This is a genomic window from Microbacterium sp. 22296 (assembly GCF_052045385.1).
In the GTDB taxonomy this organism is placed as follows: domain Bacteria; phylum Actinomycetota; class Actinomycetes; order Actinomycetales; family Microbacteriaceae; genus Microbacterium.
In genome coordinates, this window is record NZ_JBQEOS010000011.1 from 47,229 (window position 1) to 74,129 (window position 26,901).

The following is a 26,901-nucleotide window of genomic DNA, read 5'->3' on the forward strand; positions in this document are numbered from 1 at the left end:
TAAAACGACGTTGCAATGAACGATTCGCGTTGATACGCTCCTGAAACGGTCGCTTGAGGCGAGTTCAAAGGAGATCCCGTGTCCGTTACATCGCACCCTTCATCCCAGAGCACGACGGTCTCGTCGTCCGCTTCGGGCTGGGCGCGCCGCGACTGGACGGACTTCGCCGATCGCCTCCTCGCAGCCGCGCGAGATCACGCATCCGAGAACAACGCTCGCATCACATTCCCGGGTGCCGAGGGCGGATACGGTCGTGCGGTCGACGGACTCGAGGGGTTCGCCCGCACCTTCCTGTTGGCCGCGTTCCGGCTCGCCGGCGACGACGGTCACGGCCTCGAGGATCTCGCGGAGTTCTATCGTCGCGGCGTCGAGAACGGGGTCGACCCGGCCGCTGCGGACCGGTGGGTGCGCATGGACGAGCACCCCCAGGCCAAGGTCGAGGCCGCATCCCTCGCCGTGGCGCTCGACATGACCCGGCCGTGGATCTGGGACCGGTTGGACGATGTCACCCGGCAGCGCGTCATCGACTACCTGGCTCCGGTCGTCGGAGACGACACCTACCCGAAGACCAACTGGCTGTGGTTCCGCGTCGTCGTCCAGACCTTCCTCCGTTCCGTCGGGGGGCCGTGGTCGACGGACGACATCGCCGCAGACCTCGCGCTCCACGACGAGCTGACCCGAGTCGACGGGTGGATCTCCGACGGGTTCGAGCGCTCCTACGACCACTACGTCGGGTGGGCGCTGCACGTCTACCCCATCCTCTGGCCCCGCATGCGGGGGGCTGCGGATCTCGCGGCCGGGCGCATCGCCGATGTCGCCGGGCTCGACCGGTACCTCGAGGACGCCGTCCGCCTGGTCGGCGCCGACGGATCCCCCCTGATGCAAGGACGCAGCCTCGTCTACCGCTTCGCCGCCGCCGCTCCGTTCTGGGCAGGGGTGCTCGCCGGTGTCCGCTCGATGTCCCTCGGGACTCTCCGCCACGCGGCCGAGAAGGTCGTGCGCCACTTCGACGACGCCGGTGCGCCGGACGAGCGCGACATCCTGACGCTCGGATGGCACGGCGAATGGCGCGACCTCGCGCAGTCCTACTCCGGACCCGGGTCGCCGTACTGGGCCGTCAAAGGATTGCTCGGGGTGATGCTCCCGGCTGACCACCCGGTGTGGGTCGCCGAGGCGGAGCCGCTTCCCATCGAGCGCGGCGACTACCTGCGCGCGATCGCGGCGCCCGGATGGGTCGTCTCGGGGACGGATGCCGACGGCATCGTCCGCATCGCCAACCACGGAACCGACCACGCCGTCGAAGGGGCGCTGGTCGGGGATTCCCCGCTGTACGCCCGGATCGGATACTCCACGGCCGCGGCGCCCCTGGCGAACGAGCGAGCGTGGGAGGAGCCCCTCGAGCAGAGCGTGAGCATCGTCGACGGGCACGGCCGCGCCACCCACCGCGCCGCCATGCGGCTCATCGACACACGCGTGCAGCACGACGCCGGCGGACACGTCGCCATCGCCGCATCCGTTTCCGCCGCGCACTGGATCACCGCGGCTCCCAGTGTTCACCGACACGGCTCCGGCCTGGTCGGCGAGGTGGAGGTGGCCGGGGTGGTCGAAGTGCATTCGCTCCTGCGCGGACCGTGGGAGATGCGTCTCACCCGCGTCGTCTCGCTCGAACCGCATCTGGACGCGCGGGAGCTCCGCATGCGAGTCGGCGGCTGGGCTGTCTCGGGGGATGACACGGACTCCGACGTCGACGGCGCTCAGGCGCTCGCCCGCTCCGGTGCCGTGCGCAGCTCTCTCGTCGCCCTCCACGCCGAGGCCCGGGCGCGAATCGAACACCGCGTGGATGCCAGCCCCCTGGGTCCCCGGTCCGCCGTCCCCGTCGCCGAGTACCCCCTGCTCGTCGGGGAGTGGCTGCACGCCCTCATCGGGCTCGCCGCCGACGACGACGCGCCGAGGGCGCTGTCCGGGTCGGTGGAACACGACGGGACGCGTCTCGTCACCATCACTTGGCCGGATGCCACGGTCACCACCAGTCGTCTCGCGCAGACCGGCATCACCGCGGTCGCGAGTCGATAATCCCGAGGGTCCCCGAAGGTGGGGCGCCCGACCTTACGAAGGAGTAACCAAGAATGAAGCGCACGTACGCTGCCGCAGCCGGCGTCATCACTGTTGCAACGCTCTCGCTCACCGCGTGCAGCGGCGGATCCACCGGCGATGCCGCAGAGCCCGGCGGTCCGGTCACCCTCACCCTCTCGGGGTGGGCCCTGGACACCACGCCCGAGTTCCAGCTGCTCGCCGACGCGTTCTCGGAGAAGAACCCCGACGTCACCGTCGAGGTCACCGGCTACGACGCCGCCGACTACAACACCCTTCTCACCACCGACCTCGCCGCCGGGTCGGGTCCGGACATCATCACGCAGAAAGAGGTGAAGTACCTCCCGACCCTGGTCGAAGGGGGCCAGCTGCTCGACGTCTCCGACGTCGCGCTGTCGGACGAGATCGGCGGTGCATCGTCGTACCAGGTCGACGGCACGCAGTACGCCGTGCCGTACCGTCAGGACTCCTGGGTCCTGTTCTACAACAAGGCCCTCTTCGCCCAGGCCGGCGTCGCCGAGCCCGACGGGAGCTGGACGTGGGCCGACTACGACGCGGCCGCCGCGCAGCTGACCGACGGCATCGCCGCGGCGGGCGGTACCGCGAAGGGCACCTACCAGCACCGCTGGCAGTCCACCGTCCAGGGCTTCGCCAACGCGCAGCAGGACGGCGACATCCTCAGCGGCGAGTACGACTACATGGCTCCGTACTACGAGCGCGTGCTCGGCCTGCAGGACGACGGCGACCAGGTCGCCTTCAACACCAGCACCGCCAACCAGCTGACCTACCAGGGCGAGTTCGGCACCCAGAACGCCGCCATGCTCCCCATGGGCACCTGGTACGTCGCGACCCTCATCGCCCAGCAGGCATCGGGTGACGCCAACACCTTCGAGTGGGGCATCGCGCCGATCCCGCAGGCCGACGCCTCCACCACCGGCACCACCAATACCCCCGTCACCTTCGGCGACCCGACCGGCTTCGGCATCAACGCCGGGATCGCCGACGAGAAGGTGCAGGCGGCCAAGGACTTCCTCGCCTTCGCCTCGAGCGAAGAGGCCGCGCAGCTGCTCGCCGGTATCGGCATCACCCCCGCGCTGCTGACGGACGGGGTCGTCGAGACCTACTTCAGCAATGAGGGTGCACCGCAGGACGAGTTGTCCCGCTTCGCCTTCGCCGAGCACGACACGCACCCCGAGAACCCGACGTCGAACAAGGCTGCCGCCATCCAGAACATCCTTCTCGACATGCACTCGGCGATCCTCTCCGGATCGACCTCCGTGGATGCCGCCATCACCGACGCGCAGAACCGCGTCGCCAACGAGGTCGGCCTGGGCTGACCCTCCCCGTGGCCNAGCCGGCCACCACCTCCCCCCTACCTGCCTGGAGGCACTCATGGCGAGCATCGCCGCCACTGACCACGGAACTGCCCCGCAGCCGCCGGTCGCGCCCGACCGCCGTCGACGGTCGCGGCTGAAGATGCGCAACACCCTCGTCGGGTGGAGCTTCATCCTCCCGAACTTCCTCGGCTTCGGCCTGCTGACGCTGGTCCCCATCGTCGTGCTGTTCTACATGTCGTTCACGAACTGGAACGTGTTCGGCAAGGCCGACTGGATCGGCTTCACCAACTACCAGCGACTGATCGGTGACGGAAGCTTCCAGATCTCGGTCATCAACACCCTGTACTACTCCGTGCTGCACATCCCCCTGACGATCATCGTGTCGCTGGGGCTGGCGCTGCTGCTGAACAACAAGCTGCGCGGCGTCGCGTTCTTCCGCACCGCCGCGTTCTTCCCCTACATCACATCCATCGTCGCGATCGCCGTGGTCTGGAACCTGCTGTTCAGCCCGGAGTACGGCCCCATCAACGAGAGCCTGCGCTTCCTCGGCATCCAGAACCCCCCGGGCTGGCTCACCTCGCCCGAATGGGCCATGCCCGCCGTCGTCGTCGTCAGCACCTGGCGCGACATGGGCTACTACATGATCCTCTTCCTGGCAGGGCTGCAGACCGTCCCCCGCGAGCTGCACGAAGCGGCCCGCATGGACGGGGCCAACGTGTGGCAGCGGTTCGTGAACGTCACCATCCCCTGCCTCCGCCCCACGATGTTCTTCGTCACCGTGATGCTGACCATCAACTCGTTCAAGATCTTCGATCTCATCCTCGTGATGACGGAGGGCGGCCCCGGGCAATCGACGCTCGTGCTGTCGCAGTTCATCTTCCGCAAGGGATTCGAGGAGAGCCAGTACGGCTACGCCTCCGCGGCGTCGGTCGCCCTGTTCTTCCTCTGCATCATCGTCACTGTCGTGCAGTTCGTGTGGAACAAGAAGCGGAGCACCTGATGGTCGGTACAGCCACCCCCACCCAGGACCTCAAGACGGTGAGCATCGTCGCGCCGCCCCCTCCGCGCCGCGGCCTCTTCAAGCTCGCCGGCGGCGGTCAGCGTCCCGTCGACGCCCCGCCCCTGACTCCGGCGCGTCGTGCGGCTCGGATCGCCGGCTACGTCGCCCTCCTCGTCTTCGCCGCGGCGCTGCTCATGCCGTTCTTCTGGATGGTCATGAGCTCGCTGAAGTCCGCGAACGAGGTCTTCTCCATCCCGCTGACCTGGATTCCGGAGACCTTCGTCTGGCAGAACTACGTCGACATCTGGTCGCAGTCGAACATCCTCACGTGGATCCGCAATACGCTGTTCCTGTCGGTCGTCGTCACCGCGCTGCAGGTGTTGACGGGTTCGTTCGCCGCGTACGGGTTCGCTCGCATCCGATTCCCCGGACGCGACGTGCTCTTCCTGCTCTACATCGGCACCATCGCCGTGCCGTGGCAGTCGTACATGATCCCGCAGTTCATCCTGCTGACGAACTTCAACGTCACCAACACCCTGTGGGCCGTCGTGCTCCTGCAGGCGTTCGGTGCCTTCGGTGTGTTCCTCATGAAGCAGTACTACGAGACGATCCCCGAGGAACTCTCCGAGGCGGCGCGCATCGACGGACTCAGCGAGTACGCGATCTGGCGCAAGATCATGCTCCCGCTGTCGGTCCCGGCGCTGGCGAGCCTGACCCTGCTCACCTTCGTCAACACCTGGAACGACTACCTCGGGCCGTTGATCTACCTGCGCAACCCCGACCTCTGGACCATCCAGCTGGGTCTGCGCAGCTTCGTCAGCAACCTCTATGACACCAACTACGCGCTGCTGTTCGCCGGTCTCACCATCTCGGTGATCCCGATCGCCATCATCTTCCTGCTCGGCCAGAAGTACTTCGTCGAGGGCATCGCGACCAGCGGGCTCAAGGGCTGACCATGAAGAATCTCGTCTCCCACGACACGTGGGCCGGCATCATCGGGATGCTGTACCTCGGCCTGATCTCCAACGTGCTGCTGGCCGTCGGAAGCGTACCGTTCCTCATCCTCCTGATGACGACCGATCCCGCGCTCTCCTGGCCGATGCTCGCGCTGACGATGCCCCTCACCGCCCCCGTGGTCGCGGCCGTGTTCCGCGCGTTCCGCGAGCACTCGAGTGTCGGAGTCGGCCCGATCCGCGCGTTCCTGGCAGGCCTGAGGGACACGTGGCGACGGGCACTGGCACTCGGTGCGCTGGCCTCCGTCATCCTCGTCATCGTCCTCGTCGACGTTCGATTCCTCTCCGACTCGGCCGTGGCGGTGTACACCGTGCCTCTGCTGGCGGTGGTCGCGATCCTCACCGTGAACACGGTCGTGATCTCGCTCGTCGCCCTGGCGGAGGTGCCCGAGGCGCGGCTGCGCGACCTCCTCAAGGCCGCGCTCTATCTGGGACTCCGACGCTGGTACCTCAGCGCGATCTCGTTGGTGGCGCTGATCTTGCAGGCCGGCGTGTTCACCGTCGCGCCGGCGATCGGCATCGGCATCACGGCATCCGCGGCGTTCTACCTCGCCTGGACCAACGCCCGCTACACCCTTCGCCCGGTCCTGGACCCGGCACCCGTTCCCGCACGCTGATCCCCCCGACTCCGAGAAAGACGCTGATGACCTTCACCTCACCCACGACCCGGACCTCCCCGGCCGTGTCGACCGAGACGGCCATCGCCGCCGCTGTGGCCACCGTCGGGCGCAACGCCACGGCCCTGGGGGCCGCCTACCCGGACGACACCACCACGGACAACCGCTACCACCTGCGGCCGGCCCAGGGATCCGTCCCCGAAGGGGGCAACCGCGGGTGGACGACGAGCTTCCGTACCGGACAGCTGTGGCTGGCGTGGGAGCTCACGGGCAGTGACGTCTACCGGCGCGCCGCCGAAGCCGACGTCGCCGACTTCGGACACCGTGTCCGCAACGAGATCGACCTGGACACGCACGACCTCGGCTTCCTGTACACCCTCTCTTCGGTCGCCGCTCACCGCCTCACCGGTGACGAATCCGCGCGCGCGGACGCGCTTCTCGCCGCGGACCACCTCATGCGGCGATTCCTCGAACCGGCGGGCGTCATCCAGGCGTGGGGAGACCTCTCCGACCCCGTCCAGCGCGGCCGGACGATCATCGACAGTCTCATGAATATGCCGCTGCTCACCTGGGCGGCGGAGGAGACCGGTGACGAGCGCTACTCCGACGCGGTTCGGCGCCACTGCGCGCAGCTCGAGCAGAACATCCTGCGGCCCGACGATTCCACCTTCCACACGTTCTACTGGGATGCCGAGACGGGTGCGCCCCTCCGCGGGGCCACCGAACAGGGCGCTTTCGACGAGTCGTGCTGGGCCCGAGGCCAGGCGTGGGGCGTCTACGGGTTCGCGATGAACTACGCCGTCACGGGCGACGAGCGGCTCCTCGCCGCCGCCCGGCGGTGCGCCGAGTACTTCCTGCGCCACCTGCCGGCCGACGCCGTGCCGTTCTGGGACCTCGTCTACACCGACGGCAGCGACGCCCCCCGGGACAGTTCATCCGCCGCCATCGTGGTCTGCGGCCTGCTCGAACTCGCCCGGGTCGAGACCGACGCCGCGCGGGCAGCCGAGTGGACCGCCCGCGCGCACACCATCCTCGCCTCGCTCATCGAGAACTACACGCCGGCGACGCCCGACGACGCGGACGGGCTCATCCTGCACAGCGTCTACGACCTGCCGAAGGACGTCGGTGTCGACGAAGCGACCCTGTGGGGCGACTACTTCTACCTCGAGGCGCTCATGCGCGTGACCCGTCCGGAGTGGAAGAAGTACTGGTGAGGCTCGTCACGCACCGAACGTCGTCGGGGGCGCGGCCGGGGGCGGTCGTGCGCACGGCAGACGGAGACCGGCTGGTCGACCTGGGCGACGTCGCCGACGGCGTTTCCGCGCTCATCGCCGACGCCGAACTCCTGCGTGCGGCTCGAGCGCGCTGTGCGAGCGCGGTCGACGCGGACCTCCCCGTTCTGGTCCTCGGTGACCTGGACGCCCCCCTCGTCCCCGGCAAGATGCTGTGCCTGGGCTACAACTACCGCGGCCACACGCCCGATGGCGTCGACCCGACCGCGAACGACCCGGAGCACCCCGATGTGTTCGTGAAGACCCCCAACACCTTCGCGGGGCCGAACGACCCCGTCGTCATCCCCGAGGGAGCGGACGACGTCGACTACGAGGGAGAGCTCGCCGTCGTCATCGGCACGCGGGTGCAGAACGTCTCGGTCGACGACGCCCTGTCCCACGTCGCCGGGTTCACCATCCTCAACGACGTGTCCGACCGCGCCTGGCAGCGTCGGCAGAGCCAGTGGGCGCTCGGAAAGTGCTCCGACGGGTTCGCCCCCATCGGACCGTGGATCGTCACGGCCGACGAAGCCCCCGACCCTCAGGACGTGCTGGTCGAAGTCGTCCGGGACGGCGTGGTCACCGTCTCGCAGTCCACCTCGACCACCATCTTCAGCGTCGCCTTCGTCATCTCGCACCTCAGCCGCGTCATGACGCTCGAACCGGGCGACATCGTCTCGACGGGGACACCCCAGAAGCTCGCCCACGCCCAGGCGGATCACCGCCCGCTCGCGCCGGGAGACGCCGTCACGGTGCGCATCTCCGGCCTCGGCGAACTGACCACCACCTTCATCGCGCCGCCGGAGAGCCCGGTCGCCGAACCGCTCCCGGAGGGCACCGCATGATCCTCGACACGTTCCGCCTCGATGGCAAGGTCGCGCTGGTGACGGGGTCGACCCGCGGCCTGGGCCAGGGAGCCGCCGTCGCGCTCGCCGAAGCGGGCGCCGACGTCGCACTCCTCGACCGCGGCGACGCGAGCGACACCGCCGGACTCGTCCGCGCCACCGGTCGGCGTGCCCACCTCCTCCGTCGAGACCTCGTCAGCGCCACCCCGGAACAGCTCGCCGACGCCGTCGACGAGACGCTCGCGGAACTGGGCGGTCTCGACATCCTCGTCAACAACGCCGGTACCATCCGCCGCGCGCCCGCCGCGGAGCACTCGGCGACCGACTGGGACGAGGTCCTGGCCATCAACCTCGATTCCGTGTTCCACCTGTCGCAGGCCGCGGGGCGGCACATGATCGCGGCGGGGCGAGGTCGCATCATCAACGTGGCATCCATGCTGTCGTTCCAGGGCGGCATCCTCGTGCCCGGGTACACCGCGTCCAAGCACGCCGTCGCGGGCCTGACCAAGGCGCTCGCGAACGAGTGGGCCGCCGCGGGCGTCACCGTCAATGCCATCGCCCCCGGCTACATGGCCACGGACAACACCGCACCCCTGCGCGCCGATGAGGACCGCGCGGCGTCGATCCTCTCCCGGATCCCCGCCGGCCGGTGGGGGGACGCCTCCGACCTCCAGGGCGCGTTCGTGTTCCTCGCCTCCGACGCCGCCTCCTACGTGACGGGCGCCGTCATCCCCGTCGACGGCGGCTGGCTCGTCCGATGATCCGCTCGCATCCACCACACCAGGAGACCCTCGTGACAGAGACGCACATCCCCCAGCGTTACGCGACCAACCCCGCCCAGATCCCGGGAATGACCACTCAGCAGCTGCGCGACACCTACCTCATCCCGGAGGTCTTCGTGCCGGGTGAGATCCGGCTGACGTACACGCACCACGACCGGGTGGTCCTCGGCGGGGCGGTACCCGCGGGCGCGGAACTGCGGCTGACCGGGTACCCCGAGATCCGCAGTGAGACCTTCCTCGAGCACCGCGAGCTCGGCATCGTCAACGTCGGCGGTCAGGGCGTCGTCATCGCGGACGGCGAGGAGCACACCCTCGTCACAGGTGCCTGCCTCTACCTGGGTCGCGGCGTCGAGGACGTGCGATTCCGCGACGGCGACGGAGGCGCGCAGTTCTACCTCTTCTCCGCGCCGGCCCACACGACGTACCCCACGGCACTGGTGTCGCCCGGCGAGGGAACCGTGCGGGAGCTCGGCGACCAGCTGACCTCGAATCGTCGGACGCTGAACCAGTACATCCACGAGAACGGCATCCGGAGCTGTCAGATCGTCATGGGGGTGACCGAGCTGCATCCGGGCTCGATGTGGAACACCATGCCCGCGCACACCCACGATCGCCGGACCGAGTGCTACCTCTACTTCGACGTGCCCGAGGACGCGCGCGTGGTGCACCTGATGGGGGAGCGCGAAGAGACCCGGCATCTGCTCGTCGCTGATCGACAGGCGGTCATCTCTCCCAGCTGGTCGCTGCACTCCGGCGTCGGCTCGGCCGCCTACTCGTTCGTGTGGGCGATGGCCGGCGAGAACCAGGCATTCGACGACATGGATGCCGCCCCGATCACCGATCTGCGATGAACGCCCCCGAAGCCCGCACGCTCCTCGCGGTCGGAGAGACCATGGCGATGATCGTGCCGAGCGAGTTCACCTCGGTCGTGGACGCGGCGACCTTCCTGGTCGAGCCCGGGGGAGCGGAGTCCAATGTCGCGACGCATGTGGCGAGCACGGGGCACCGGGCGGTCTGGTTCAGCCGACTCGGCGGCGACCCCCTCGGTCACCGGGTCGCGCAGCAGCTCAGGTCTCGCGGGGTGGACGTCAGCACGGTCAGCTGGGACGACGCGCGGCCCACGGGCGTCTACGTGAAGAACCCGGGCGCCGGGGTCACCTACTACCGGCGGGGGTCCGCGGCATCCGCCCTCTCCCGCTCCGACGCGGACGACATCGACCTCGTCGGCGTCGACGTGCTCCACGTGTCCGGAATCACCGCCGCGATCTCCGGCACGGCGCGGGCGTTCCTCGAGCAGCTGATGCGACGCGCGCGGGAAGCCGGTGTTCGCGTCTCGTTCGACGTCAATCACCGCCTTCCCCTGTGGGACGCCGCCACCGCCGCGCCGGTGCTGCTGGCGCTCGCGCGGCAGGCGGACACGGTCTTCACCGGGCGCGACGAGGCGGAGACCCTGTGGGCGACGGCGACCGCCGACGACGTCCGTGCCCTCCTTGCCGACGTCGACGAACTGGTCGTGAAGGACGGCGACGTCGGCGCTACGGCGTTCACCGGAGAGGGGCGTGTGTTCGTGCCCGCGCTCGTCGTCGACGTGGTGGAACCGGTCGGGGCGGGTGACGCCTTCGCCGGGGGGTATCTGGCCGCGCTCCTGTCGGACGCGTCGACGCCGGACCGGCTCGCGGCCGGGCACGCCTTCGCCGCGCGCACCCTGATGTCTCTCACCGATACCGTGGAAGGAAGCTACGCATGAGTGCTGCGGAAGCTGATCGACTCGAAGACCTCTTCGCGGGATCCCCGCTGATGGCCATCCTGCGGGGGATGGGGATGCAACGTTCCCTCCGCCTGGCCGAGACGGCGTGGGAGCTGGGGCTCGAGGCCGTCGAGGTCCCCCTGCAGACCGAAGAAGACGAGCGGGTGCTCCGCGAGCTGTCGGCGCGGGCCGCGGCGAACGGCCGGAGCGTGGGAGCGGGGACGATCCTCCGTCCGGAGCAGGTCGATGTCGCCCGCCGGGCGGGGGCCGCCTACCTGGTGTCCCCGGGACTCGATCCGCGCATCGTGGATGCCGCGCGGGCGGCGGACCTGCCGATCCTTCCGGGGGTGGCGACGCCCAGCGAGGTCCAGCTCGCCGTCTCGCTGGGCTTGGTGTGGGTGAAGGCGTTCCCGGCGACGTGGCTCGGGTCTGGGTGGTTCCGTCATATCCGCGGTCCCTTCCCCGACGTGCAGTTCGTCGCGACCGGCGGCCTCGACGCCGCGAACGTCACGGAGTTCCTCGACGCCGGCGTTCGCGTCGCCGCCGTCGGATCGGCACTGGAGGACGCCGCGCAGTTGGAACGACTCGCGGATGTCCTCCGCTCCCGGGCGTCGCTCGCGCGATAGCCGGGACGCACGATTCGGGAGGATCGCATATGGCTGGACGGGACGGCGTCGAAACGCTCGAGTTCTCTCCGTGGTCCTTCTGGGAGTCGGCCTCCGACGAGGCGAAGCAGTCCCAGAGGGAACGACTGATCGCCCTCGCCGAGCGGGGTGACCGCACCTTCGCGGATGACGTGTTCGTCGCGGACACCGCGGCGGTGGACAACGACGTCCTCCACCTCGGCGAACGCTCCTACATCGCCGCGGGCGCCTACCTGACGGGCGAACTCATCGCCGGCGACGACTGCAGCATCAACCCGTACACCGTGATCCGCGGACGCGTTCGCCTGGGGGCGGGCGTCCGCATCGGGGCGCACACCTCCCTCCTCGGGTTCAATCACTCGATGGAACCGGGCACCCCGGTCTTCCGGCAACCACTCACCTCGAAAGGCATCGTCGTCGACGACGACGTGTGGATCGGCTCGCACGTGGTCATCCTCGACGGCGTCACGGTCGGCGCCCACTCCGTGCTCGCGGCCGGCGCGGTGGTCACGAAAGACGTCCCCACCGGCGCCATCGTGGGGGGAAACCCCGCTGCGTTCATCCGATGGAGAGTGGCGCCGGCCGAGGCTGCGATCCCTCGGCCCCGGGACCTGGCAGTGCGGTTGCGTGAGTTCGCCGACCGCGCCCGCGCCGACGCGGAGACGATCCTCGCTCGCGCCTGGGACGCGGAGGCGGGCGTGTACTCCGATCGCCCCGGGGTGCAACCCCCGTTGCGCGCTCACTGCGACGCGGTCGAGGTGGCGCGACTGCTGCTTCCCGGCGCCCCGCCGCAGCTGACCTCCCACCAGCATCGAGCTCGGCTGGCGGCGACGCAGCGCCCCGATGGGCGGATGCCGTCTCCGGGCGTGCGTTCCGCTTCCGTCGAGCCGTTCGACGACGCCGACGCGGCCTATCACGTGCTGAGCGTCGGCTACGCGCTCGACCTGCTCCGGGGCCAGCTGCCGCACGCGATCGGCGAGGCGACGAGGATGACCGCGGCGGACATCTCGAGCTTCTGCGAGTCGCTTCCCTGGCGAACGGACCCCTGGGCCGCGGGCCACCGCGTGGATGCTCTGGGGACGGCGCTGCACTGGGCGCTTCGCTCGGGTCACCCCGTCCCTCCCGGCGCCGTGGAGAGCCTCCTCGGTTGGCTCACCACCCGCGCGGATCCCCGAACCGGGATGTGGGGCGATGCGGCATCCGGAGGGGACCTCCTGCTGCTCGTGAACGGCGCCTATCGGACGACTCGCGGAACCTACGCCCAGTTCGGCGTCCCGCTGCCGCATCCGAACGCCACCGTCGACACCGTCCTCGAACATTCCGCCAACGAGGAGTACTTCGCCGCCGAGACCTACGACGCCTGCAACGTGCTGGATGTCGTCCACCCGCTGTGGCTCACCCGGGAGACGGGCCACCGATCCGGTGAGATACAGGTCGTGGCGAGGCGGATGCTGGAGCACGCCCTCACGATGTGGGCGCCGACACGAGGGTTCGCCTTCCGTCTCCAGGACTCCGCGGAGCCGGGACGATGCGGGCTGCAGGGGACGGAGATGTGGCTCGCCATCATCTGGTACCTCGCCGACATCCTCGGAGAGTCCGCACCTCTCGGCTACCGTCCGAGAGGCGTGCACCGGCCCGAGCCGGCCGTGCGGATCACCCCCTCGGGAGTGCACATCATGGGGTGGTGACCGCCGCCGTCACACCGGTGCGGCGGAACCGGAGGGGTCTCCAGGGCTGCGCGTCGCGCTGGAGCCGCGCGGCCTCAGCTCCGGCAGCAGGAACGTGCGCTGTCGTGGTCGTGTCGGCCCGCCGGTCAGTCGCCCGAGCATCAGCTCGACGGCCACGCGCCCGACATCCTGCTTGGGGGGCCGCAGCGCCGTAATCGGGGGCTCCGCACTCTCCGCCACTTCGTCGTCGTAGGCCATGATGGCGAGTCGATCCGGCACGTCCCACCCGTTGTCCCGCGCGTACTGCTGCACGAGGACCGCCTGGCGGTCGGAGTGGATCAACAGCGCCGTCGTCTCGGTGGATCGGCACTGGGAGAGCAGCAGCTGGATGACGTCGTCGCGGTCGTGGCCCTCCATCGCCTCCAGCGCGAGATCCTGATCCACCGTGCTGGTCAGACCGAGGTCCTTCACGGCGCGCTCCCACCCTCGACGCAGCGGCGCGGACGTGGGGGAGTCGATCGAGGTCACGATCCCCACACGCCGGTGTCCGAGGGATGCCAGATACTCGCCCGCCAGGATGCCGCCGTGGGTGTGGTCCGTCGTGGCCCACTCCAGCGACGTCAGCGCCAAGGAGGACGGAGCTCGCCGCTCGGCGAGGACGACCGGTATCGGGAGCGAGGCCAGCCAGTGCAGCAATGCGATGCCGTCGGGCCCCGAGGTGTCCGGTGCGACGATCAGCCCGTGCAGATAGCCCGACTCGATCAAGGACGTGATCTGGCGGCGCTGGTCGCCGGGTGAGTAGCTCGCCGCGCGAAGGATCAGCTGCGATCCGCTGGTGGTGGCCGCCGCGCGCGCCCCGATGATGATCTGGGGCCAGTAGTAGGTCAGCGACGGCACCACCATCCCGATGCGGAACAGCGGCGTCTCGGCGACGGCGCCCGCGCGCGGCACCGTGGCATCCAATCGGCTGCGCAGTGTGGCGCCGCCGTGGACGCGGGTGAGCAGCCCTCGGTCGGCCAGGGAGGAGATGTCGCGGCGGACGGTCAATTCGGCGACGCCGAACAGCTTGCTCAGTTCGGACACGCGAACCGAACCGGACCGTCGGAGCTCATCGAGGATGCGCTCTTGACGAGAGAGTCCGAACGCCGGTGAGGCGGGCTTCTGCGTGTCCATCGGACCTCCTCGTCCACCCACGTCGTATCGATTCTAGGCAGGGACGTTCGAGAGTGTTCGGAGCGGATCGCACCGGAGGTCGGGACCCGTCGAGGCCCTGCCGACGACGCCGGCAGGGCCTCGAGCTCGTCCTCAGCGGCAGCTCGCCGCGGCCACATCGACCTCTTTCGCGATCTGCACCTTCTGTCCGTCGATCTCTGCGCCGGCGGTCATCGTGACCTCCTGCGCGGGGATGGACGTGGCTCGCGTGCTGAAGGCGGCCGATGCCTTCTTGGCGGGGTCGAGGGAACCGAAGTCCTTCTTGCCCCACGGAGTGGTCACCGTCACGGCCGCCGGCACGGACTCGTTGTTGGCGACCGTCGCCGTGACGACGACCTTCCCCGCGACGCACCGCGTGCTCATGACCACGGTGACGTCCAGCTCGGGCTCGGGCGGGGTCACGTCGGCCACGGCGAGCCACGAGATGACGGGCTTCTCCCCTCCGGCCCCTTCGTTGGTCACGACGTACTCGACGGTCGCGTCCTCGTCGAGGGTGAAGGTGAGCGTCGAAGACAACGGCGTGCTCGTCGCCGACAGGGGGACGTTCCCCTTCGCCAGTTCCACGCCCTGCGCGGACACGGTGTGATTCATCGTGCGGTTCATGCCCCACCACTCGGTGAAGCCGCCGGTCAGCGCGTAGGTGCCCGCCGCGAGGGGCAGCCGGTACGTCAGTCTGGTCGTGTCCTGGTAGAGCCCCGTCGAGAACTTGTCGTTGATGTCGGTGCTGCCCTTGACCTTCATCCCGTCGGCGACGTACCCCCACTGGGTGGGCGCGGTCGAAACCTGGTCGACCTTGTCGTTGATCACGCCCGGGACCGCCTTCTTCACCGCCGTGTACTGCGGGGAGTCGGCCCCGCCGGTACCCGAGTCGATGTAGTAGACCAGGCCGGACGGGACGATCTCGTAGGAGGCGACGACGCTCTGGTCGCCGTCGGAGAGGCGTCCGGACAGGACGAGCTTCGTGTACTCCCTTCGCGGCTGCGCGGCGGACGCGGCATCCCACTGCACCGCCTTCTGGGCGCCGGCGATCTCGACCGACGTGGGCAGGGCGTCGTTCACCCCGAACGCACCCTGCATGCCCACATCACGCGGCACGCTCTGCACGAAGAGCAGCGCCAGACGGGCGTTGTACCCGGAGGTGCCCGTCGTGCCGAACTCCACTGCGACCACGGTGTCGGTGTCGACGGTGACGGAGTGCGAGACGGTCGTCGCCGAGCCCTGCGAGACGGCGGACTTCGTGGTCGAGGACGACCCGGCGGTGACCTGGGCGTAGATGTTGGTCGTCAGTCCGGCCCGCGGTGCTTGGACGGCGCCGATGTTGTAGGAGCCAGCGGGCAGCGTCAGGTAGTACGTGACGGGCTTGTTGAAGTCCGCCCCCACCCATGACGATCCCCAGTCCTGTGGGGTGCCGGCGCTGGCCGCGGTCGCCGTCGTGGCGTACCCCCACGTCTTGCCGGCGGTCCGGCCATCCCACTTCTGGTCGGCGCTGTCGTTGCGCAGAGCGTCGCGACCCGCCACCGCGGAGTACGCCGAACCCGTCGCGCTACCGCTCGATCCGGAGTCGATGAAGTACTCCAGGTCGGAGGGAACGACCAGGACGCGTGCGGTGAACCGCTGGTAGACACCCGTCGACACCTTCTGGGTGGAACGCCCGGTGGCGACGAAGCTCCCCAGCTCAGCCGTTCCCGCGGCACCCGCGAGGGAGGTCTGCGTCCACGTGACCGGGACGTCGGCGCCGTTCAGCGGCAGCGTCCTCGGGAGGGTGCGCTCCTTCGAGGTGATGCTCAGGGTGCCCACATCGAGAACCTCGGGACTGACGTCCTTGGGCGTGAGCTGATCGCTGGCGACCATCAGGCGCGCCGAGATGGCCGATGCCCCCTCCGCATCGAGCCCGAAGGCGGCCGGGTCGGCCAGGGCGGCGCGGGCGTCGGCCAGCGCCGTGGAGAAGACGCTCCACGACTCGGGCGTGTACTCGGCCTCGACCGCGTCGTCGACGGTGTCGACGGCTTTCGCCAGCGCGGTCGTATCCACCTTCGCCGAGGCGGCGGTCGCCTGGATCACTCCGACCGCGTCGACGTTGAGGGAGCTGTCGTTCGCCGTGGACAATGCGACGGTGTGCGCACCGTCGCGGAGTCCGCGCAGCTGGAAGGTCGTGCGCTCGCTTCCGGCCGACCACGTGGGTGCGGCGACGGCGACGGGAACGCCGTCGACGGTCACGTTCAGCGTCGCGGAGCCGGGGTTGGTGCCGATGATGTCCAGTCCTGTACCGCGGAACGCGTACGACATCGTCGCGCCCTTGGCGGTGCTCTTGGATGCCGTGCGCTGCCACTCGTACATGCCCTGCCCGTTCACGTGGCTCCAGTTCGCGTCGAAGTCGAGCACGGGAACCGAGGTGTCGTCCCAGCTGGTCTGGTGCATGCCGTCGATGATCGAGCTGTAGTACGGGGTGTAGCCGGGGACGGTCTCCACCTTCAGGTTGTCGAACTGGACGAAGGTGAAGCTCGACCCGAGCTGGATCCGCCCGGCCGCCTGCGGCGCGGTGTCGGTGAAGGTCGAGACTTCGACCCCGTTCACCTTGGCCGTGTACACCGCTCCCGCCACCGTGACGGAGATGTTGTTCCACGTGCCGGTGCCCGTTTTGAAGGCGACGGCGGGTGTGTTGGCGACCGTGCCGCTGGCGAGGGTCGCACCGAACCGCAGGAACGTCCACGCCCCTGTCGGGTCCACTCGCAGTTCAGCCGCCGAGACGTTCTGGCCGTTGGCGGTGCCGCCCTGCTGACGTGCGCCCACCGTGGCGTACGGGGTACCGCCGGCCTCGAACAGCACATCCGTCGAGACGGTGTAGTTGGCCCATCGCGCGTCGCCGATGGTCGTTTTGGGGTCTCCACCGTTCCACGCGCCGCCGTTCATGCCGGGACCGACCTGCTGGCGGAGCACACGGCGGTGCGCCGGGTCGGTCGTCGTGACGGACTCGAACGCGCCGTTCGTGTCGTTCGTGTAGCGCGGTGTCACGCCCAAGTCCTCCGGCTGCGTGGCGGGTGTTCCCTCCGGCTTCGAGCGTGCTCCGCGGCTCTCCAGGAAGCTTTCGCCCGTGTCGACGAGCCGGCCGGTCGCGGGGTCGTAGCCCTTGATGTCGCCCTGTTCGGCGTACTCGAAATCGTCGGCGTACAGAACGTCATCGTTCGCGACTCCGTTGGTGGCACCGCTCGCGTCCGTGTCGAGCACGTCCCGACCGCCGTCGGGGTCGGTGTACTCCGGGCTGGACGGGAGCGAGCTGCCGTACCCGTCCTTCGCCACGATGGATCCCGCGCTCGTGGTCGTCGCGTGGTCCAGGGTGGTGACCGTCGCGGCGGAGAAGGGCTTCACCTCCACGGTGTAGGTCGAGTTCCCGTCGGGCTGCAGCTCGGCGACCGGGATCAGGTAGTTGGCGTCGTAGGCGTCGCCGGTGTCGGCCGCGCGCGTCTCCCACACCTCGGCGGTCTTGTCCGCACCGAGGGCGAGGTCCTTGGCGGTGACGCGGTACGTCTTGGTGAATTTGCTGTCGTTGATGATGACGGTGGAGAAGTCCGACGCATCGGGTGCGGCGAGCGTGGTGTACGACGCCCCGCCTGCTCGGGCGCCGCTCGGCGGGTTGCCGGTTCCCAACTCACTGCCGGAGGCCTTCGGGATGGCACGCCAGATGCCCGCGGTGTTGTCCTCGTTCTCCCATCCGAGCGTGGCGAACTGGGTGAAGTGCTCGATGACCGACAGGCCGCCGTCGTAGTACATCCACCCCGACCACGGCTCGCGGGCGTTGACCAGCTCCTTGGAGGAGTACTGGAAGCCGTCGTAGAACGACCCGATCACGGGCTGGAAGATGTTCAGCGTGCGGCGGGATGCCGTGAACCCGGTGGTCACCCAGTTGCCCATCTCGAGAGCGCTGTTCGTTCCTCCGAACTGCGTGCCGACCCCGCCCTGCTCGTCGCTGTTGGTGTTGTTCGGGCGGTCGGCCGAGTTGGAGAACGTCGACTGCCCCTCCGAGTTCCAGACCTCCTTGTCCAGCTGCTCGGCGACCTTCTTCATGTTGCCGGCGCTGTCATCGGCGCTGGAGTAGTGGAAGCCGACCACATCCACGGCGTCGCGGAGCGAGGGGTCGGAGGGAGCGGTCATCGCGTTGCCGAACGAGACGGGAGGGGTGCCGACGGTGTCGGCGGCGACGGTCTCGATGGCCGTATAGAGCGCGCGCTCCTGCTCGGACGCGAAGCCGTTGTTCGGGTCGGAGGAGCTCGCGCCCTGGAACCCGGTGGTGTCGTTGCGCAACCACCCCGAGAAGTCCTTGTACAGCTGGACCTCCGGGCTGGTGGTCTCGTTGGTGTCGGGGTTGATGGAATCGACCATGAAGCCGAACTCGCGGTAGGCGGCGAGGACGGTGTTCTTGAACCAGACGTACTGCTCCTGGTGATTGGTCACCCACGTCGGGCGTTGCCAGCGGAGGATGCTGACGTGCACGTCGCTGTGGGCGACCAGTTTCGCGTCTGCCGCGAGCTGGAACCCGGGTTCGCGCAGGACGTTGGGGTACTCGTCCCGGGAGCGCATCGTCGCGGGGTTCGGGCCCGTCGAGGTGTTGCGGTCGTTGCCCATCTCGATCTTGACCGTGTTCATGATGGGGTGATCCCCGCCGAACAGCGTCTCGATCATCTCCCAGTACTTGTCGGGGTGCTGCGCCTTGTAGTCCAGCAGCAGGGCGCTGGTCGAGTTGGCGGTCAGGACGCCGAAGCCCTTGAACGTGAGGCCGTTGCGATTCTGTGCGGCCGCGGCGACGTCGGCGCCGTCGATGGTGACGGAGACAGTGTCGGCGCCTGCCGCGACGGCGGTGGAGGTGGGTGCCACGAGCAGTCCCATCACCACCGCTGCGGCGGCGGTGAGGGCGCAGGCGAACCGGGCGGATGACGCTTTCGTCATTGGAGATCCTCGTCGTTGAAGGAAGCCCATTCGGGGGTCGTCGGTAGCAGACCACATGTGAGCGGTATCCGATAGCGAAGCGAACACTCCCGAGCAGAATCGAACCCAGTCGAACAATCCGCCGCACCTCATCGAGGCCCGCATCGGCCGGTGACACCGCCGCGATGCGGAACCGGCCCTCACGCCGTTCACAGCCGAGCGTCCCTAGTATTACTGCGATCTCCGGCTGCCGCGTCGAGGTCGACGTGCTGCCGGGCCGGTGGCATCCGTCTCGAAAGGACCCGAGTGAGCAAGACGACCACACCGCGTGGGCAACGCACCGCAGCCCGCCACGGGCGACTGTCGTCGCCGGGCCCCTTCGCCCAGCTGTTCCGCGGACTCGCCATCGTGCTGGCCGTGCTCCTGGTCTCGGGCGGCGCCGTGTTCGCCTACGCCGCGGTCGACCTGACCCGCAGCTTCACCGCCGACGCCGTCGACCTCAAGGGTCAGCCCGCCGTGCCCCCCGACCTCGGCGAGCTGAAGGGCGGGGTGAACCTGCTGCTCGTCGGCACCGACGAGTGCGAACCCGACTTCGCCCAGCTGTTCGGCGACCGCTGCACGGGGGATGACGCCGAGGGCAACCTCAACGACGTCAACATGCTCGTTCACATCTCCGACGCCCCTCGCCGCGTCACGGTGGTCTCGTTCCCGCGCGACCTCATGGTGCCGATCCCGTCCTGCACCGATCAGGACGGCAACGTCAATTCGGCGATGAGCAAGCAGCAGATCAACAGCGCGTACCTCTACGGCGGTCTGTCATGCGTCGCCGCGACCGTCTCCGAGCTCAGCGGCGTCGAGATCCCCTTCGCCGCGAAGGTGAGTTTCGGCGGCGTCATCAACATCACGGATGCCATCGGCGGCGTCGACGTGTGCATCGCCAACGGCATCAAAGACCCCTACACCGGGATCGACTGGCCCGCCGGCATGCGCCAAGTGAAGGGCCTCGACGCCTTGCAGTTCCTGAGGACCCGTCACGGCGTCGGAGACGGCGGCGACCTGGGGCGCATCTCGAACCAGCAGCAGTACATGTCGCGTCTGGCGAACAAGCTGAAGAGCCAAGAGGTGCTCTCGAACCCGGCGACGCTGTACAAGCTCGCCTCGACGGCGCTGCGCAACGTCGACCCGTCGACGTCGCTGACGAACCCGCTGACGCTGGTGCAGATCGCCTCGGCGGTGAAGGACGTGCCGTTCAGCGACATCGTCTTCATCCAGTACCCGACCTACACCGACCCCTATGACGCGAATCGCGTCGTGCCCGACTACGACGACGCCGACACCCTCTGGGCCGCACTCGCTGCGAACCAGCCCCTCGAGCTGTCGGGCAACCTGAGCGACGGCGACGGCGTCGTGGTCGACGAGAACGCCGCTCCGACGCCCGCTCAGACACCCGCCCCGGTCGATACCGCGAGCCCTGAGCCCACCGACAGCGCTTCGCCCACCCCGGCGCCGAGTTCCGACGCGATCGTCCTGCCCGACGGCATCGCCGGGCAGACCGCGGCGCAGGCGACCTGCTCCAACGGCAACGTCCGCGAGTGATCCGCACCCGCATCGCCCGGCATCCGGATCGTGGTTCGGATGCCGGGCGACGACCGGTTAGTATGGACCGGTGTGTTCGAGCCGTCAGGCTTCGATCGCCTGGAGACGTCGCATAGTTCGGCCTAGTGCACCACCCTGCTAAGGTGGAGTCCCCTCACGGGGACCGAGGGTTCAAATCCCTCCGTCTCCGCCGAAAAAGCCCCGGTTCGCCGGGGCTTTTCGCGTCTCCGCCGTGGACGCTCCGCTGATGCGCCACTACCGTGGGTGCGTGCGCGCGGTGATCTCGATGACGGGTCGGCTCCTCGTGGCGCACTGGCCGGCGCTGATCGCCTGGTACCTCGTCGGCACGCTCGGTCGGTACATCGGCATCGAGGTGGCGGGTTTCGTCGGCGGGTACACGGCGATCGGCGGCATCCTGCTGCTGCCCCTGGCGATCCTCGCGAAGCTCGTGAGCGTCGTGGCGATGTTCCTCGTGCTCCGAGACGGGATGCCGCGCCTCGGCGCGATCGCGCCCCCGCCGGTGGATCGCCCGGCGCGCCGCGCGGCGTTCCGGGACGCACTCCTCTCGGCGATCTTGCCCTTCATGGCGGTGTACGCAGCTCTCGGGTTCCTGCGCGACGACGTGGCGGCCTACCTCGACGCCGCGCTCAGCGTGAAGATCGGCCGGGACTTCACGGCGATCGTCACGGGCACAGTCGTCGACACCTCGGGAGCCGTCGATCAGTTGTCGTGGGAACCGTGGACGATCGCGGTGGTGATCGTCGCGTTCGCGGGGCGTGGGGCGTGGAGGCGGTGGCAGGCGTCGCTCCCGTCGTGGACCTCGGTTCCCGCGACCTATCTCGAGGCGCTGTGGGTGTTCCTCGCGGCGTATTTCATCGGCGAGGCGCTCGGACAGGTGACGGGCTGGATCGACAGCCGGCAGGCGATCGCCTGGCTCGCCGACGCGCGGGAGTGGGTCGGCGGCTGGTTCGCGCCTCTGGGCTGGGTGTGGGATGCCGTGCTCTGGCTCGCGGGGCAGGTGGGGACGATCATGCTCGTGCCCGTGGCGTGGCTCACCATCGCCGGCGTGATCTACGGCCAAGCGGTGTCGCCGCAGGGCGTGCAGTGGCGCGGTCAGGTCGTGGCGCGCGCCCGCACGCGCTACGGGGTCGTGCCCGAGCGCCTGCGGCGACGGCTCAACGACATCGGAGCGGGTCTGGGCAGTCGATTCCGGCCGATCTGGCGGGCCATCGTCCTGATGTGGCGGAGCGGGCCGATCCTCATCGGGGGGTACGTGCTCTTGTACGCGCTCCTCCTCCTCGGAGAAGGGTGGCTGCGCATCGCGATCACGCGAATGGTGGGCCCGAACGATTTCCACACGTTCTGGCTCGTTCTCGGCCCGCTTCCGCTGATGCTCGTGCCGTTGGTCGTCGAGCCCGTTCGCACCGTGCTCGTGGCCGGCGCTTACGACGCCACGATAGGAGCGCTGATCGGAGCACCCGTGGTGGCATCCGGTCTGCCGTCGTCGGGCGCTCAGGGGCCGTCAGGGAAGGCGGAGGATGAGGTAGCCCGGGAGCTGGTCGGTGAGCGCGAGCTCGAGATCGAACGGTCCGGCGGCGTCGTCGGGGACGAGGTAGGGGACTTCGATCGTGAAGGGCGCGGACTCGTCTGACGGGCACGAGCTCTGGGTGTCGTAGCTCCAGTCGACGTCGGCCAGGGCGTCGCCCCATCGTCGGTTCTCCCCACCCGCCTCGCGCAGCATCGGAATGCGGCACGACAAGATCCTCCCGTGGGGATCGACGGGTACCTCGATCACCACCGTGCGGGCACCCGCGGGGGCGTCGGACGCGGTGTCCGCCGCAACGCTGCCCCAGCGCGCGGGACCCCAGGTCGCGCCGCCGAACTCGACGGTCGTGCCGGGGTCGACCGTCGTGGGGAAGACCGGTTCGGCCTGATTCGCGTTCCACCACTCGTTGCCACCGACCACGACGGCGGTGGTTGGCAGCAGGACTGCCACCGCAGCTAAGGCCACGGCGTTGCGCCGCCACCATCGCGCCGTCACGGGTTCGTCCATCCGGTGCGGGTCAGTTCGACGTCGGGCTCTCGTGTCAGCGCACCCAGGTCGATCGGGACCTCCACCAGCGAGTCCAGCCTCGTCTCGTCACTGAGGCCCAGCGTGAGAGACCCCGTACGGCCGGTGACGGCAGCGGGTAGCTCGAACGCGAGGCTGCCCGAGCGGGGGATGCCGACGGCCAATGGTTGCCGGTAGATCGAGGAGGGGCGCTCGCTCGCCCGGTAGACGACTCCGTCCACCATCAGCTCCGCGTGGAGCAGAAGCGCGCCCTTTTCGTCGCCCCGAGCGGTGACGGTGACGTCGACGACCAGCCACGTCCCCTCGGCGGACCACGATCCGGCTGTGGCGCGCGTGCCGAGTCGCGGATCGGTCACCGCGGCCTCGAACGTGCGCGCCACGGCGCTCTCGCCCACCGCGGCCGGCACGATGAACGGCTCCGTGGCCGCGTCCTCGTCGGGGGTGATCTGCACGACGCCCCACGCGAGGGCGAGGAGCGTCGCACCCGTCGCCCATACCGCCCACTGCCTCATCCGCGCGACTCTCCGCTCGGCGCGGAGTCGGAGTCGGTCGGGGCGTCAGAACCTGCGGCAGAGTCCGCCCCGGCTCCCACATCGCTGATCTCGACCGTGGTGCGGGCGCCGACCACCGGGTCGATCCAGGACTCGCCGTACGTGATGAGCTGGCCCGTGTACAGGGTGAAGTCCAGAAGGTCCACGTGCAGCACGTCGCCCGCGGCGAAGGTCGCGCTGTCGACCACCCACGTGAGCACGAGCTCGGCGGGGACGCCGGGCTGCAGGTACGGTGCGACGGTGGCATCGTCGAGCCGGGCGACCGCGTTCGCCGTCGCACCGTCGAGCTCGGCCACGCTCACCGCGTCGGCCACGCCGGCATCGGCCGAGGCCGCGATGGGGTGGTCCCACACGTTCTCGACACTCACCACGAGCGCCAGCACCCGCTGTCCGTCCGACACCGACGTCCCCGAACCGCGCAGCTCGTCGATGAGCACGGCCCGTTCCACGGTGAGGGCGAACTGGTCGTTGCGGTGCTCCGTGCCCGCGGCGATGTCGGGCACGGGTGCGACGGCCACGGCCGACAGGCCCCCGAATGCGGCTGTGACGGTGAGGAACAGCACCGTCAGGATGCCGGCGAACCACCCCGTCGGTACACGGTCGGTGAGCGCCAGCACGCGGGTGCGTGCCGCGCGCCGAGACCGATCACGACGACCGGCGGCGTCATCCGGGGGAGAGGCGCTCACGGCCACAGTGTAGAGGGAGCACCGGACCGGCGTCAGGGTCGCCGCATCTCCAACGCGCTGAGCCCCGGCATCCCGAGCCACGAACGACCGTCGGGGCTGTCGACCACGGTGAGCAGGACCGCGTCGCAGGCGTGGCAGCGAACGACCGTCCCCATCGCGGAGGCGTAGACCGCGGCCGTCGCGAGCAGGTCCCGCAGGCCGCACTGCGTGCAGCGGACCTCGGATGCCGTGGCATCCCACCCGAGGAGGTCGTCGAGTCGTCCGGCCAGGGCGTTGCCGTCGAGAAGGGTCATCAGGAGCCTCCGAATCTCTCCGTGCGCACGCGCGCAGCGGCGTGACCCGCCTCGAGCAGCCATCGCGATACGGCCTCGACGAACGGGGTCGGCCCGCACACGAACACCCGGGGTTCGAGGTCGGCGGGGATGACGGCGGCGCGCAGGGTCTCCGCGGTCAGTCGGCCGGGGGCGGTCGTCGATTCGGGGGGAGCGGTTCGGGTGTAGACGAGGTCGAGGCGCAGGCGATCGCCCTCGAGTGCCCGCAACTCGTCGCCGAAGAACACGTCGCCGGGCGAGCGCACCGAGTACAGCAACCGGAACGGTGTCGGATCGCCGCTCGCGGAATGCGCGGAGGCCATCGCGTACAGCGGGACGACTCCGGACCCGCCCGCGATGAGCTGCACGGGAGCGGGGTCATCCGACGGCGTCCACACGAAATACGCGCCCAGGGGCCCGTGCACCTCGAGACGATCGCCCTCGCGCAGGTCGTGCACGAGGAACGGCGAGACCTCGCCGTCGGGCACCTCGTCGACGGCGAGCACGATGCGGGTGCCCGCACCCGACGACGCGACCGAGTACGAGCGGCTGGCCTGATAGCCGTCGGGCGCGGTGAGGCGGACGTCGAGGTGGGACCCCGCGTCGTTACCCGGCCAGGTGGGAACGTCGAGCTCGATGCGCCGAGCGGTCGCGGTCTCGGCGCGGGCGCGGACGACATTCGCGACGTGCCAGGATGCCGCGCGGCGACTCACCCGTACCGCTCCTCGCGCCAGGGGTCGCCGCGCGGGTGGTAGCCGTTCTGCTCCCAGAACCCGGGCTTGTCGTGCGGCATCGTGATGAGCCCCTGCACCCACTTGGCGCTCTTCCAGAAGTACAGGTGCGGCACGAGCAGGCGGGCGGGGCCGCCGTGCTCGGCGCTCAGCGGTTCCCCGTCAGCTTCGAACGCGATCCAGCTCTTGCCGCCGAGCAGGTCGTCGAGGGCCAGATTGGTGGTGTACCCCCCGAACGAGTGCACCATCGCGAAGCGGTGGGCGGTGTCGACCTGCGCGAAGATCCGGTCCAGCGACACCCCGCGCCAGGACATGTCGAGCTTCGTCCAGTGCGTGACGCAGTGGATGTCGACGGTGACGTCCTCCACTCCGAGGGCCTCCAGCTGCGGGCGATCCCACCGGTGCACGCCGTTCTCGGTGCCGATGGCGAACTCCCACGAGTCGGATGCGACCGTGGGCGTCGGACCGGCGGAGAGCACGGGCCAGTCGGACACCAGACTCTGGCCGGGAGGGAGCCGCGGGTCGCGTTCGCGGCGTCGGCCTCCGAAGCCGCGGGTGATGAATGCCATGTACTCCCCCTGCCGATCGCGTGAGCATCACCCTAGTCAGCGCGGCGGGACGTCGACAGGGGGAGGAGATCCGTGCGCCGGAGGGCGGACGGGTTCGGATCCTTCCTCCCCCGGCCGAATCTCCTCCTCTCGCCGCGGCAGCCGCCGTGGTGGGGTCGGGATTCACCCGGCCCGGGGGAAGAACGACACGACCGGTCTTCCGACGATCTTGATCGGTGGGAGACCGAGCACCGCGCGCAGGACATTCACGCTGACCTCGCGCTCGAGCAGCGATCTCAGCAGACGTTCGGTGCGGGCGACCGCCGAGGAGAGATCCTCCACCTGCGCGAGTCGAGTCCGGCGATCGAGGGCGCGCTGCACCCTCGGATCCACGAGGAAGACCACCGCGGCGAGGACGAACGAGCCGGCGGGGTTCCAGATGCTCTGAAGCACCTGGTCCAAGAGGACAGTCGCGAGAGCGATTGCCGCGGCGAAACATAGTCGTATCGCCGTTCGCCGGAAGCGGCGCGTGCGTCGCCGCTGCCGGATACTCGCCGCGTAGTCGTCGTGGGCCGCGTCGGCGGCGGCCCCGGAGTTCTCCAGGAGTGCCGCGACCACCGCATCGAGATCGTGGACCGTCCCCCCGAAGTCGGAAACCCTGACCACCTGGCTCGCCTGCAGTGCGTCGAAACGATACGCGGCTTCGAGGAGGTCTCGTTGCGCGCCGCCCTCCATGGAGAGGTTCTCCTGCCGGGCGTGCACGTGCTCGAGGTTCTCAGCCGCCGCTGCCCGCATGGTCGCCAGTTCCTCCTGGCGACCGGCGATCAGGCCGCGCGCCGCGAGGAGATCCGGTCTCAGGGCTCGGATCTGCTCCCCCACCCGTCGAGCTTCGTCAGAGACGGTCGACACGAACTCCTCCGCCCGGACGACGGTGCGGATGCTCTCCAGGTTCTGCGGCGACGTGTCACGCTCGCCGAGGAAGGGATCGAGGGAAAGGTCGTCGGGCTCGAGGTGTGCGAGCTGCCGGACGAGGTCGTCGGCCGCCTCGCGGATGGACGCCGCTTCGTATGGACTGACCTCTCTGGCGACGAGATCATGCCAACCCGGAGGATTGACCAATCGGCGCGCCCGCTCGTCATCGAGGGCATGAGGAGGGGGCTCGTACCCGAGCGAGGTGAGCACCCGCATCCGCTCAGCCTCGAGTTCGGCCATCACCTCCGCAGGGAACATGTTGGGGAGGTCTGCCTCGTCTTCCACCGCT

At 69.3% G+C, this 26,901-nt stretch carries 22 protein-coding genes and 1 tRNA gene; 15 read left to right on the forward strand and 8 right to left on the reverse strand.

What is annotated here, in order from left to right; translation table 11 throughout:
• The first annotated feature begins 78 nt into the window (after positions 1–78).
• From ACTJJP_RS15875 to ACTJJP_RS15930, 12 genes are all read left to right on the forward strand, one after another.
• Entirely contained in the window at positions 79–2,073 is a 1,995-nt protein-coding gene (locus ACTJJP_RS15875; protein WP_440775952.1) for a DUF2264 domain-containing protein, read from the forward strand.
• Positions 2,074–2,126: 53 nt separating this feature from the next.
• Positions 2,127–3,428, forward strand: coding sequence for an ABC transporter substrate-binding protein (locus tag ACTJJP_RS15880; protein ID WP_440775953.1), 1,302 nt, complete (start codon positions 2,127–2,129; stop codon positions 3,426–3,428).
• 55 nt (positions 3,429–3,483) lie between these two features.
• A complete protein-coding gene (locus tag ACTJJP_RS15885) occupies positions 3,484–4,428 on the forward strand; it encodes a carbohydrate ABC transporter permease (RefSeq protein WP_440775954.1) in 945 nt (314 codons plus the stop codon).
• Positions 4,428–5,381: a carbohydrate ABC transporter permease gene (locus tag ACTJJP_RS15890; RefSeq protein WP_440775955.1), complete on the forward strand. Its 954-nt coding sequence runs from the start codon at positions 4,428–4,430 to the stop codon at positions 5,379–5,381. Before ACTJJP_RS15885 ends, ACTJJP_RS15890 begins: the two co-directional genes overlap by 1 nt.
• A gap of 2 nt (positions 5,382–5,383) precedes the next feature.
• Positions 5,384–6,058, forward strand: a complete 675-nt coding sequence (locus ACTJJP_RS15895) for a ferredoxin-NADPH reductase (RefSeq protein WP_440775956.1) — start codon at positions 5,384–5,386, stop codon at positions 6,056–6,058.
• Positions 6,059–6,084: 26 nt separating this feature from the next.
• The gene (locus tag ACTJJP_RS15900; protein WP_440775957.1) at positions 6,085–7,272 is read left to right on the forward strand and encodes a glycoside hydrolase family 88 protein; all 1,188 of its coding nucleotides are present in this window, start codon (positions 6,085–6,087) and stop codon (positions 7,270–7,272) included.
• Positions 7,269–8,174, forward strand: a complete 906-nt coding sequence (locus ACTJJP_RS15905) for a fumarylacetoacetate hydrolase family protein (RefSeq protein ID WP_440775958.1) — start codon at positions 7,269–7,271, stop codon at positions 8,172–8,174. Before ACTJJP_RS15900 ends, ACTJJP_RS15905 begins: the two co-directional genes overlap by 4 nt.
• Positions 8,171–8,935 carry a 2-dehydro-3-deoxy-D-gluconate 5-dehydrogenase KduD gene (gene kduD / locus ACTJJP_RS15910; protein WP_440775959.1) on the forward strand — a complete coding sequence of 255 codons (765 nt, stop codon included), beginning with the start codon at positions 8,171–8,173 and terminating at the stop codon, positions 8,933–8,935. The genes ACTJJP_RS15905 and kduD overlap by 4 nt, the downstream gene beginning before the upstream one ends.
• A gap of 32 nt (positions 8,936–8,967) precedes the next feature.
• Entirely contained in the window at positions 8,968–9,807 is an 840-nt protein-coding gene (gene kduI / locus ACTJJP_RS15915) for a 5-dehydro-4-deoxy-D-glucuronate isomerase (RefSeq protein WP_440775960.1), read from the forward strand.
• Positions 9,804–10,703, forward strand: coding sequence for a sugar kinase (locus ACTJJP_RS15920; RefSeq protein WP_440775961.1), 900 nt, complete (start codon positions 9,804–9,806; stop codon positions 10,701–10,703). Before kduI ends, ACTJJP_RS15920 begins: the two co-directional genes overlap by 4 nt.
• Positions 10,700–11,329, forward strand: coding sequence for a bifunctional 4-hydroxy-2-oxoglutarate aldolase/2-dehydro-3-deoxy-phosphogluconate aldolase (locus ACTJJP_RS15925; protein ID WP_440775962.1), 630 nt, complete (start codon positions 10,700–10,702; stop codon positions 11,327–11,329). Before ACTJJP_RS15920 ends, ACTJJP_RS15925 begins: the two co-directional genes overlap by 4 nt.
• A gap of 29 nt (positions 11,330–11,358) precedes the next feature.
• On the forward strand, positions 11,359–13,035 hold the full coding sequence (locus ACTJJP_RS15930) for an acyltransferase (RefSeq protein WP_440775963.1): 1,677 nt from the start codon (positions 11,359–11,361) through the stop codon (positions 13,033–13,035).
• A gap of 9 nt (positions 13,036–13,044) precedes the next feature.
• On the opposite strand, the gene ACTJJP_RS15935 is transcribed toward ACTJJP_RS15930, so the two are convergent.
• Both ACTJJP_RS15935 and ACTJJP_RS15940 read right to left on the reverse strand, forming a co-directional pair.
• Entirely contained in the window at positions 13,045–14,187 is a 1,143-nt protein-coding gene (locus tag ACTJJP_RS15935; protein ID WP_440775964.1) for a substrate-binding domain-containing protein, read from the reverse strand.
• Between the two features lie 132 nt (positions 14,188–14,319).
• Positions 14,320–19,167 carry a family 16 glycoside hydrolase gene (locus tag ACTJJP_RS15940; protein ID WP_440775965.1) on the reverse strand — a complete coding sequence of 1,616 codons (4,848 nt, stop codon included), beginning with the start codon at positions 19,165–19,167 and terminating at the stop codon, positions 14,320–14,322.
• Between the two features lie 285 nt (positions 19,168–19,452).
• On the opposite strand from ACTJJP_RS15940, the gene ACTJJP_RS15945 reads away from it, so the two are divergent.
• From ACTJJP_RS15945 to ACTJJP_RS15955, 3 genes are all read left to right on the forward strand, one after another.
• Entirely contained in the window at positions 19,453–20,742 is a 1,290-nt protein-coding gene (locus ACTJJP_RS15945) for an LCP family glycopolymer transferase (RefSeq protein WP_440775966.1), read from the forward strand.
• Positions 20,743–20,843: 101 nt separating this feature from the next.
• Positions 20,844–20,932: transfer RNA gene (locus ACTJJP_RS15950), tRNA-Ser, on the forward strand.
• Positions 20,933–21,010: 78 nt separating this feature from the next.
• On the forward strand, positions 21,011–22,393 hold the full coding sequence (locus ACTJJP_RS15955; protein ID WP_440775967.1) for a hypothetical protein: 1,383 nt from the start codon (positions 21,011–21,013) through the stop codon (positions 22,391–22,393).
• Positions 22,394–22,779: 386 nt separating this feature from the next.
• Here the strand turns inward: ACTJJP_RS15955 and ACTJJP_RS15960 are convergent, their stop codons facing one another.
• From ACTJJP_RS15960 to ACTJJP_RS15985, 6 genes are all read right to left on the reverse strand, one after another.
• Complete coding sequence (locus tag ACTJJP_RS15960; protein ID WP_440775968.1) at positions 22,780–23,325, reverse strand: hypothetical protein; 546 nt, start codon at positions 23,323–23,325, stop codon at positions 22,780–22,782.
• Positions 23,322–24,050, reverse strand: a complete 729-nt coding sequence (locus tag ACTJJP_RS15965; protein ID WP_440775969.1) for a hypothetical protein — start codon at positions 24,048–24,050, stop codon at positions 23,322–23,324. The genes ACTJJP_RS15960 and ACTJJP_RS15965 overlap by 4 nt, the downstream gene beginning before the upstream one ends.
• 32 nt (positions 24,051–24,082) lie before the next feature.
• A complete protein-coding gene (locus tag ACTJJP_RS15970; RefSeq protein ID WP_440775970.1) occupies positions 24,083–24,343 on the reverse strand; it encodes a DUF6510 family protein in 261 nt (86 codons plus the stop codon).
• Positions 24,343–25,074 carry an FAD-binding oxidoreductase gene (locus ACTJJP_RS15975; RefSeq protein ID WP_440775971.1) on the reverse strand — a complete coding sequence of 244 codons (732 nt, stop codon included), beginning with the start codon at positions 25,072–25,074 and terminating at the stop codon, positions 24,343–24,345. The genes ACTJJP_RS15970 and ACTJJP_RS15975 overlap by 1 nt, the downstream gene beginning before the upstream one ends.
• Positions 25,071–25,661: a molybdopterin-dependent oxidoreductase gene (locus ACTJJP_RS15980; RefSeq protein WP_440775972.1), complete on the reverse strand. Its 591-nt coding sequence runs from the start codon at positions 25,659–25,661 to the stop codon at positions 25,071–25,073. The genes ACTJJP_RS15975 and ACTJJP_RS15980 overlap by 4 nt, the downstream gene beginning before the upstream one ends.
• Positions 25,662–25,823: 162 nt before the next feature.
• A complete protein-coding gene (locus ACTJJP_RS15985; protein WP_440775973.1) occupies positions 25,824–26,897 on the reverse strand; it encodes a hypothetical protein in 1,074 nt (357 codons plus the stop codon).
• Positions 26,898–26,901 lie beyond the last annotated feature (4 nt).

What these genes read in the sequence shown, in the direction of transcription:
- ACTJJP_RS15880 (WP_440775953.1), top strand. Translation starts at nt 2,127, where the DNA reads ATGAAGCGCACGTACGCTGCCGCAGCCGGCGTCATCACTGTTGCAACG.
- ACTJJP_RS15885 (WP_440775954.1), top strand. Translation starts at nt 3,484, where the DNA reads ATGGCGAGCATCGCCGCCACTGACCACGGAACTGCCCCGCAGCCGCCG.
- ACTJJP_RS15890 (WP_440775955.1), top strand. Translation starts at nt 4,428, where the DNA reads ATGGTCGGTACAGCCACCCCCACCCAGGACCTCAAGACGGTGAGCATC.
- ACTJJP_RS15895 (WP_440775956.1), top strand. Translation starts at nt 5,384, where the DNA reads ATGAAGAATCTCGTCTCCCACGACACGTGGGCCGGCATCATCGGGATG.
- ACTJJP_RS15900 (WP_440775957.1), top strand. Translation starts at nt 6,085, where the DNA reads ATGACCTTCACCTCACCCACGACCCGGACCTCCCCGGCCGTGTCGACC.
- kduD (WP_440775959.1), top strand. Translation starts at nt 8,171, where the DNA reads ATGATCCTCGACACGTTCCGCCTCGATGGCAAGGTCGCGCTGGTGACG.
- ACTJJP_RS15920 (WP_440775961.1), top strand. Translation starts at nt 9,804, where the DNA reads ATGAACGCCCCCGAAGCCCGCACGCTCCTCGCGGTCGGAGAGACCATG.
- ACTJJP_RS15925 (WP_440775962.1), top strand. Translation starts at nt 10,700, where the DNA reads ATGAGTGCTGCGGAAGCTGATCGACTCGAAGACCTCTTCGCGGGATCC.
- ACTJJP_RS15930 (WP_440775963.1), top strand. Translation starts at nt 11,359, where the DNA reads ATGGCTGGACGGGACGGCGTCGAAACGCTCGAGTTCTCTCCGTGGTCC.
- ACTJJP_RS15935 (WP_440775964.1), bottom strand. Translation starts at nt 14,187, where the DNA reads ATGGACACGCAGAAGCCCGCCTCACCGGCGTTCGGACTCTCTCGTCAA.
- ACTJJP_RS15940 (WP_440775965.1), bottom strand. Translation starts at nt 19,167, where the DNA reads ATGACGAAAGCGTCATCCGCCCGGTTCGCCTGCGCCCTCACCGCCGCC.
- ACTJJP_RS15960 (WP_440775968.1), bottom strand. Translation starts at nt 23,325, where the DNA reads ATGAGGCAGTGGGCGGTATGGGCGACGGGTGCGACGCTCCTCGCCCTC.
- ACTJJP_RS15970 (WP_440775970.1), bottom strand. Translation starts at nt 24,343, where the DNA reads ATGACCCTTCTCGACGGCAACGCCCTGGCCGGACGACTCGACGACCTC.
- ACTJJP_RS15980 (WP_440775972.1), bottom strand. Translation starts at nt 25,661, where the DNA reads ATGGCATTCATCACCCGCGGCTTCGGAGGCCGACGCCGCGAACGCGAC.